Source organism: Microcoleus sp. OTE_8_concoct_300, from assembly GCF_031383065.1.
In the GTDB taxonomy this organism is placed as follows: domain Bacteria; phylum Cyanobacteriota; class Cyanobacteriia; order Cyanobacteriales; family Microcoleaceae; genus Microcoleus.
In genome coordinates this window covers 1-8,861 of record NZ_JANMZH010000373.1, presented here as the reverse complement: position 1 = coordinate 8,861, position 8,861 = coordinate 1, and the positions used below count along the sequence as shown (strand labels likewise).

The window sequence follows — 8,861 nt, the reverse complement described above, 5'->3', positions numbered from 1 at the left end:
CCCCGGCTGGAAGTAGCTGCCGTGCAGTTTGCTCCGCTTTCGGTAGTAGCTGCGGGCATACTGCATGGTGAAGATAGTAGACTTATTGCATAAATCTTCGATCGATCGGGAAACCGCAGATGCAACGCGGATAATTTCAAGTCTTGAGAGCGAATGTATGCAATCCAAGTCTAGTGTGCACCTGCATCCAAGACGCAATATAGGTTAGGCACAGTCTGGGTTAGACAATCCCAACTACTGCCATCTTGGCAGCAAATCCTATAAAAATAGCTATGAATTGGCAACACGCAGCACAGGCAGGATTTTTCATGCCTTTCGATAGATCGATCGACCTCAACGTTCTAGGTAGAGTGGGGAAAAAGATAAATTGTGGCTTGAAATTATGGCATCCTCCCAACCGCTCAAAGGCATTGAATTGATCGACTGCGCCAAAGCTAACGCCCAACAAGGAATCGCCACAGCCGCGAAGCTTTGCGGCTACGGAGGCGACCTCAACACCTTCGAGCGGGAACTGAAACAGGCTTGCCAAGACATCGGCGTCGAAGTCAAGGAATTAAGCGACTTGATTACGGCTCAGCAGATGATGAAACAAGGAATGGGCATTGAAATTGCTCCAGATACTCCCTCAGAACTCTAGACTCAATCTCCACCGCACCAGTTTTAGAGCTAAGATTGCCCCAACACCAGTATTTTGAGTCTGCTAGCTGAGGCAGGCTAGAATGTTTTGGATGGGAGCTTCCGACTGTAGCCAGGAGTCGCGTTTTCTCCCGCCAAGAGGGTGCTTTCTGGAGGGTGCACAGATTGTTAGGAGGACTGTCGTGTCAGATCAGCAAGACCGAATTATGCGTTTGTTTATAGAGGAGGCTAAGGAGCACCTCGATACTCTAGAAAATGGTTTAGTGGATTTAAAGTCCACGATGAAAGACCCCGAAAGCGTCCAAGAGATGTTTCGAGCCGCCCATTCCGTGAAAGGAGGGGCGGCTATGCTTGGCTTAGATAGTATTAAAACAACGGCTCACCGCTTGGAAGATTGTTTTAAGGTGCTCAAGGACGGGCCCGTCAAGCAGGTTGACCAAACGGCAGAATCGCTATTTTTAAGGGGAGTTGATACGCTTAAGGACTTGCTGGGGCGACTGGAGGGACCTTTCGGCTTGAGGAATGAAGAGGGAGAAAAACTCGTGCAGGAGGTGATGCCTCTTTTTGCTCAACTGGAAACTCACCTCGATAAATTGGCGTCGGGCAAACAGCAGGCGGTTGCTGCTGGGTCTGGTGCGCCCGCCACTCCAACAGCGGACGCTGTACCGGCGAATTTTGCTGTTGAAGTGATGACTTTACTTAAAGAAATGTTGCAGGTGTTCAAGCAGAAAGAATCGGCTGCTAGTCGCTCACAGTTGACGGCTGTGTGCCTTCGCCTCTATAAGTTGGGAGGTAAAATTGAGACTTGGCAAAATTTAGTTAAAACAGCTAGAGTGGCGATCGTTAATCCCAAAAACTCTTATAAAGTCTTAGCTCCGCTGATTATCAAAGAACTCAAGGAAGCTGGGGATTTGGTGCAAGGGGGGAAAGTCAAGGCGATCGTTCCGAGTAAAAATTTGCTACTTTTGGCAGCAAGCCCAAAACCAGCAGAGGCAATCGCCCCAGCAGCCCCAGCAGCGTCGAAGCAAGTAGCACTTCCCGCCGAACCGAAGGCGGTAGTCAACCTTTTGCTCAAAACTTTCAACAAAAAGCAACTCTCGGAAATCGCCAAGTTACTCGTTCAGGCCCTGAGAGCATCCTCAAACTAGGAGTTGTTGCAGTAAGTAAGTCGGCGCTTTAAAACGCAACTATGTAAACGATGTAAAGTGTTCAAATGCTCTCTACTGGCTGACTTAAGCCTATTTACATACTGTTACATTATTCGGTTTAATCCCGCCTACCTACTTAGAAGATAGAGTCACAGCAATATTTGTGAGACGGATAATTTTGTGGTGGGTGCTGGCAGCCGCTCGTTGAGCAGCAACTCGAAAAAATTCACTCATTCGAGATTTTTGCCCTCTACCTTCTACTGTTGGGCAACCCTGCGTTAGAATTAGTGCATATGTGGGCGTGCAATATTGTACCAGAATTAAAAATCGATCAGGCTTTATAAGGCGGTAGCTGTGAAACCAATTCGTTCATTAGAAGATGCTTTAAACCGCTGTCAGGCGCTGGGAATGCGCTTGAGCCGCCAGCGTCGATTTATTCTAGAACTTTTGTGGGACGCAAAAGAACACCTCTCGGCTCGCGAAATTTACGATCGCCTGAACAAACAAGCGCATTCGATCGGGCATACTTCGGTTTATCAAAATCTAGAAGCTTTGTCCAGAGAAGGGATTATTGAGTGCATAGAACGCTCAGAGGGACGCTTGTACGGCAATGTCAGCGATTCTCACTCTCACGTCAACTGTCTGGATACGACTCAAATTCTCGACGTTCATGTGGAACTGCCGATCGAATTGATCGAACAAATCCAACAGCAAACTGGTGTCAGAATTGTAGACTACAGGATAGATTTCTACGGATATCGAACGGCAGAGTCCGCCACCGAAGGATCGAGTGTCAGCGATACGCCAAAAGCTTCCTAACGGATAAAGCAGTGGCTGTGGGAAGCAAAACCGATATTTTTGCTCGGCCTGTCGGTCGTATAAAATGATTCAAGTATTTAGCTGCGCTCGATCGGGCTTTTTGCCGTAGCGCGCCGGAATTCGGCACAGAGCGTGAAGAGTGAAACTCGATCGCCAAGTTTGGCGATCGGGAATAAAATTTACGACTAAACCCCAAAAATCAGTTCTACCTGCTACACGTAAGAGTTTAGACGGAATCAGGCTTTAGTACCCCCTTGATTTTTTAGTCCGCTGGGAGTGGACGAAAGTTTGTTTTGTGTAGTTGCGCTTTCAAGCGCTGAGTCTTATTGACACTCCTCGCCCTGAAGGCATGAGGATTCTTAAGACATTTCGATCTTAATATCCCTAGTAATAGGGTTCCCAGGCTGACCACGGAAAGCACATAGGTGTGTAGTCATATCTCCTGTGTGAATGTTTTGGGCGTAGACTTTCCCCCAGTCCGGGGGTAGGTTTTTAAATCAGGTCTGATCTGCTTATTATACCATATTCATTTGTTTAGATGGATGTGTTATTTTACTTGAAAATGGAAAAAGCCGTCCTACAAGGACCGGGTTTTAAACCCAATCTTCTGATAAAGGGGATTTCTGACCCAAATTTAGTATTAGACCTTAATTAACCCGCTCCAAATTTATCTGCAGAGTCAAATCTAAAATTGAGCGACTGACGGGGGCTTTATACTGTTTTTTTGCTAAACGGCCCCGGGATCTGTGAATAAATGTTTGATAACTGGTATGATTTACGTGCTTCTTGAGCCGAAAATGCTCGGAAGCCAACAGTGCGGTCAGACACGAACCTCACTATAAAACGCCGTAGAGGGAAAGATTGCCAGTACCTTGAAGGAAGTTCTCGATCTCCTTAACAGGAGTCAGAAGCCGACATCACAATCTATGATTTGATGTGGGAGTGTCACGTGAAGAGTGCGCATTACAGGACAGGCTGAAGTAATGGCGAGACGACAATCTGACCAATTCCACACACCACCGCAATACAACCCATCCCCCAAACCCACTGCACAGTTCAGTGCAGAGGCGACAGGCGATGCGAGTTCCTCAGTAATGGCGCAGCCGACCGAGGGAAAAAGAACTTTTTGGCAGTGGCAACTTATCTGGCTGAGTCTCCTGGTGGGATTTGGAGTAACCGGGGCCGCTGCATTTCTGTGGTTGCTGACGATGCCGCCGCCGCCCAATTGCCAGCAACTGTCGCCGCTGGCGGCGGATGGAGAGCGACTTTACTGCGCTCAACAAGCAGCTAAGTCGGGCAAGCTAGAACAGCTAGAATCGGCAATGACACTGGTGCAGGCTTGGCCGAAAGAACATCCGCTATACTCGCAGGGTCAACATTTGATAGGAGAATGGTCGAAAGCCATTCTGGGATTTGCCAGGGCAAAAATTGAGGTGGGCGATTTGAAAGGCGCTCTGGAGATTGTGGCGAAAATTCCGAAAACCAGTCCGTCTTACCCAGAGGTACAGGAGGCTGTTACTGCTTGGGAAAAAAATTGGCAGGAGGGCCAAAAACTCTACGATACAGCCCTAGGAGCTTTGAAAAGTGAGGATTTAAGGAAGGCCTGGGATTATGCTCAAGCTCTGTTCAAGCTGGAAAATGTTTTCTGGAGTCAGAAGCGCTACAACGAGCTGATCCAGCAGATTTCTTTGGAAAGAAACGGCTGGCAGCGCTTGCAAGAGGCGAGAGATTTGGCGCAGGACGGAACTCCGCAAAAGTTCGCTGAGGCGATCGTCCTGGCTCGCAAAATTGACTCGCAGCTTTTTGCCCGCGCTAAAGCTGAGAAGGAAATTGAGGGCTGGAGCCGGACTTTGCTGGCAATGGCTACTAAGCGGTTGGGGGCGAAAGACCTGCCGGGGGCGATCGAGGCTGCTTCTGTGGTGCCGCAGGATTCGCCGCTGTTTGCGGAAGCTCAAGATTTGATGCAGTTGGGTAGGGCTCAGGCAGTGACTTGGAACCAGTCGATATCAACACCGCTGGGGCAACACATTTTTAGCTTGCTGGAAGGGCAGGGGGCTGCTAGCCAAATTGCTCCGGGTCGCCCTCTGTACAAGCAAGCTCAAGTTCAAATTGAAAATTTGCAGGTGCAGTTTCAAGATTTGCTGCGGCTGGAAGTGGCGAGTACGATCGCGAGTTTCGGTCAGATAGGGACGTTTGGACTCGCGATCGAGCAAGCGCAAACCATCGGAATCAAGCAGCCGCGGCGGATTCACGCTCAAACTTTGGTGGCTGCTTGGCGCCGGGAAATTCAGCGGATCGAAGACCAATCTTTTCTGACTCTGGCCAAGCAGTTGGCCCAAGCGCAAACGGTTGAAGGACTCAAGGGCGCCATCGCTCAGGTAGTTCTGATTGCTCAAAACCGCCCCCGCAGGATAGAAGCGCAAACTCTCTTGGCTCAGTGGACGAAACGCATAGAAGTTATTGAAGATCAGCCTTTTTTGGATGAAGCTATCGCCCTGGCGAAGCAAGGAAAACTTAGCGCTGCTATTGAAAAAGCTTCGGCAATTAAGAGCGGTAGGACTTTGTACGCCAAAGCTCAGGATAATCTCTATCAGTGGGTGAGTGAACTGCAAGTTGCTCAAGACCGACCGATTCTGGATCGAGCTTCGGAATTGGCGTCTCAAGGCAGTCTAGGAGCGGCGATCGATACGGCTTCCCAAATCGGTTACGGTAGGGCGCTGTATTCAGAAGCCGCAGGTGCGATCGGGCGCTGGAGTGCCGAACTTAGAGCCAACTCTGCACCGCCGCCAGAGCCAGCTCGCGAGTCCGCGCCAGCTCCCGCACAGGAGTACGCGCCTCCTCCGCGACAGGAGGAGTACGCACCGGCTCCGCGACAGGAGGAGTACGCGCCTCCTCCGCGACAGGAGGAGTACGCGCCTGCTCCGGAGCCTTACAATCCGCCTGCGAGACAAGAGGCCCCGGCTCCGGAGCCGGAACCTTACAATCCGCCCGCCAGGGAGCCGGAACCTTACAATCCGCCCGCCAGGGAGCCGGAACCTTACAATCCGCCCGCGAGACAAGAGGCCCCGGCTCCGGAACCTCCTCCTCCGGCTCCGGCTCCGGCTCCGGAACCCGCGCCGCCCTCGATTCCTGAATCGGCTGGGCCTCCTGATGGTAATTTGATTCCTGAGTAATTGGGTTTTTGCGCGCTCGGTCTCTAAAATCTCAAATTTAAAATCAAGTGAGTAATTTCCAAGTGCTGACGATCGATGGCGACCCCATTTTCCGGCTGGGGCTGCGAGTTGCGATCGAGCAGCATCCAGACTTGCAAGTTGTCGCAGAGGTTTCAAGGGGAACCGAGGCTTTGCGGATTCTAGAAGCTCGCTCGATCGGCTCCTTTGCAGCCAAGAAGCCCGCAGATTTGAGCATTTTGGCTGTTGAGACTTTAAATTTGCGATCGGGCCAAACAGAGGCGCTGGCATTTTGTCGCGAACTCAAAAGTTTGTACCCCAACCTCCCCCTGTTGCTGCTAGGCGGGCCGCTGACACCCGAGCAGTTGGCGGACGTACAGGCTACGGGCGCGAATGGCTATTGTCCTAAAGGTAGAGATATTTCCTTGACAATCGAAGCTATTCGCGCGGTGGCATCTGGTCGCACTTATTGGGCGACGGATGCGGGTACTAACCCGGAAATAGAACTAAATGCAGCGGTGGTTCAAACAGTAGAAAACTCCGCAGCAATTGCAGATAAAAATGCAGATAATCCGACAGTTGATACGCCAGTACACAAAAAAATGCTGGCTTATTTTTGTGTTTCTGGACTGCGGGAAATAGATGCAACTTTGGCGGTTGTCCAAGCTGATTTGCAAGAGGTTAAAGCGGCCGATCCGACTGATTTGCCCTCTATTTTAGATGGGGTGGTACTCAGCGGCCGCCGCAGAGAATTGCTGGCAGCTCGCTGGATTGTCAGTCAGTTATTATTTGAAGGAAAAGGGGAGAAGGCATTCGGCAGAAAGCAGAAGGCATTCGGCAGAAAGCAGAGGGGAGAAGACAGAGGGGAGAAAGAAGAAATTAGAGGCGAGAATTTGTTAAAAAATAATTCTCAATCGCAATTAGCGAATTCCCAAGTTTCGGCTGAATCTTTGGTGGTTGCAACTAATTGGCAAGATAGCTTGTTTGACTCGGCTGCGGGTAAATTGCAGTTTGATTTGGTGAATTTGACTGGCTTGCCTTTGGAAATCGATATTTTGCGATCGACCAAAAAGCGCGAATTGATGAGTTCCATCCTGCGGAAGTTAGAGGATTTGCTGGAGGAATTGCGCTTTTCGCAAGTGCAGCAAACTCAATTGTCGCAAAAAATGCCTGCTATTTTACGGGATTTGTGGGAGGCGACAATCATAGATTTTTTTGGGAGATACTATACACTGCAAACGGGAGAAGTTCGGGTTTTTGATGGCAGTCAAACAAGCTTGAGACTGGCAGAAAGTCAAGGGGGAAGCGCTGCTGATATCTTGGCAGGCAGCGGTGTAGAAGTTGTGCCGATGCTGCTGGCAGATGCTGATGTAGTTGCAGCACAAATCCTTGACAAAATACCGATGACAGTTGATTTATTTGCACATTTGCTATTTGAAATTCCTCTAACAGTTGACAATATTTCTTGTGTTGCTGGCAGCCCGGAAGCGATGCAGCGAGCTGAAGCTTTGTTAGAAAATTTGGCAATTCAAGTTGCTAGCGGAGTGGTACAGCCTCTACTAAATAATTTGGCGAATATTGAAGAAATCAAGCAAATTTTTTACGATGGTAAGTTGATTTCGACACGAGAAATTGAGCGGTTTCGGAATAATTTGTCGTGGAAATATCGCTGGGATAGCTATTTTGTGGATCCGAAAGCTATTTTTGAAAGCAGGTTTTGGCTATTTGTTTTGGGCGACTCAGGAATTAAGAGGATTTCTATTTATGCTCCGAGAAATCTGGAGTTAGCACAGCTTTCTGGGTGGCAGTTAGCCTTGACTTTGCTGCTGGAAACTAGGGATGCGATCGCACCTACAGTTCGGGCGGTTATTTCGCTGTTGGGTGCTGGGGTTGTTTACGTTTTGACTCAGGTTATAGGACGGGGAATTGGTTTGATCGGGCGGGGAATTATCCAGGGGATTGGTAATTCTTTGCAAGATAGCAAGTTTGGGAAAAATGGGTGAGGGTTCGGCAACGAGTAGTAGAAAAGATTGCATAAATCTTTGATGCAAGAGGGAAACCGCAGATTAACGGAGATTAAGGCAGATGCTTTTCAAAATATTTTGCGGATGTCTGCAAGAGTCCTGGTGTACCGGATTTAACAGATTTGATATAATTGGTGATTGTGATTGGTGGTATTATAGATAAAACTTAATGCTATAAGGTTGAAATTTTATGAGTATTATGATAGCGATAGATGCCGATCGCATAAACAGTTTAGATTTGTCTCCGGTGCGGACTGTAATTGAAAAGTGGCTGGCCGAAGGAGCGATCGCCCAAAACGAACAACAGCTACAATTTGAAATAGAGTATCCGCGCGAAGAGTTAGATCCGCGAGAAATTTCGGAAATTCCCGAAGTGCGACTGTGGTTTATTCGCTTGGATGCTTGTTACCCTTGGCTGCCATTTTTGCTGGATTGGAAAGCGGGAGAATTGGCGCGCTATACCGCGATGTTGGTGCCGCACCAGTTTCACCGCACCCAAGGTATTCAGTACAATCCTGAAGCTTTGGAAATGTTTTTGATGAACAAAATTTTTGTGTTGACTGATTGGTTGAATCAGCAGGGAATCCCCAGTAAATCGAAGTTGATGGCCATGTCGCAGATGTTTGGTTATGATTTGGAAGATGCTTTTTTTGATGTGATTGTGCCGCACAAATAAGTAATCGCGCCTCTAATTAACATACTCCTAATTAGGTAGGCCACTCTACCTTAAGACTAAGAACCAAGGTATAAACCCGATTTCTTCCCTTGTGGGGCGGGCTTTCCAGTCCGCCTCCGCAGCTATGAGTTCCATCCGCAACAGCTTAATTAAGCTTAACAGCAACCGTACTCAGACTGTAATACAATCCTTAAACCAGCGCCCCTCAAAAAATTGTTGCTGGACTTCAGAATTTTCTCAGAATTGATAGTAGACCTCTTGCGAAAGTCTCAGGCGATCTCTAATTTAGTCTTTAAAGAAAGTTCATAATTATAAATACCAGCGATCAAATTAAATCTTAATCCGAAGCGCCTTCTTCGATTCCGATATCTTGATGAAAGTATTCTAA

At 48.5% G+C, this 8,861-nt stretch carries 6 protein-coding genes and 1 pseudogene; 6 read left to right on the top strand and 1 reads right to left on the bottom strand.

Features of this window, described 5'->3' with window-relative positions:
* Positions 1-382: 382 nt before the first annotated feature.
* The 6 genes from ACUVJL_RS16615 (at position 383) to ACUVJL_RS16590 (ending at position 8,473) form a co-directional block, all read left to right on the top strand.
* The gene (locus ACUVJL_RS16615) at positions 383-637 is read left to right on the top strand and encodes a hypothetical protein (protein WP_333326545.1); all 255 of its coding nucleotides are present in this window, start codon (positions 383-385) and stop codon (positions 635-637) included.
* An 82-nt stretch (positions 638-719) separates the two neighbouring features.
* Positions 720-1,784 carry an Hpt domain-containing protein gene (locus ACUVJL_RS16610; RefSeq protein WP_445246857.1) on the top strand — a complete coding sequence of 355 codons (1,065 nt, stop codon included), beginning with the start codon at positions 720-722 and terminating at the stop codon, positions 1,782-1,784.
* A gap of 354 nt (positions 1,785-2,138) precedes the next feature.
* On the top strand, positions 2,139-2,603 hold the full coding sequence (locus tag ACUVJL_RS16605; protein WP_445246856.1) for a Fur family transcriptional regulator: 465 nt from the start codon (positions 2,139-2,141) through the stop codon (positions 2,601-2,603).
* Positions 2,604-3,586: 983 nt separating this feature from the next.
* A complete protein-coding gene (locus tag ACUVJL_RS16600; protein ID WP_445246855.1) occupies positions 3,587-5,776 on the top strand; it encodes a hypothetical protein in 2,190 nt (729 codons plus the stop codon).
* Positions 5,777-5,823: 47 nt separating this feature from the next.
* The gene (locus tag ACUVJL_RS16595; RefSeq protein WP_445246854.1) at positions 5,824-7,776 is read left to right on the top strand and encodes a DUF3685 domain-containing protein; all 1,953 of its coding nucleotides are present in this window, start codon (positions 5,824-5,826) and stop codon (positions 7,774-7,776) included.
* 211 nt (positions 7,777-7,987) lie between these two features.
* The gene (locus ACUVJL_RS16590; RefSeq protein WP_445246853.1) at positions 7,988-8,473 is read left to right on the top strand and encodes a CRR6 family NdhI maturation factor; all 486 of its coding nucleotides are present in this window, start codon (positions 7,988-7,990) and stop codon (positions 8,471-8,473) included.
* A gap of 269 nt (positions 8,474-8,742) precedes the next feature.
* Here ACUVJL_RS16590 and ACUVJL_RS16585 read toward each other — a convergent pair.
* Positions 8,743-8,861 (bottom strand): annotated as a pseudogene (locus ACUVJL_RS16585) (IS5/IS1182 family transposase); the annotation flags it as partial.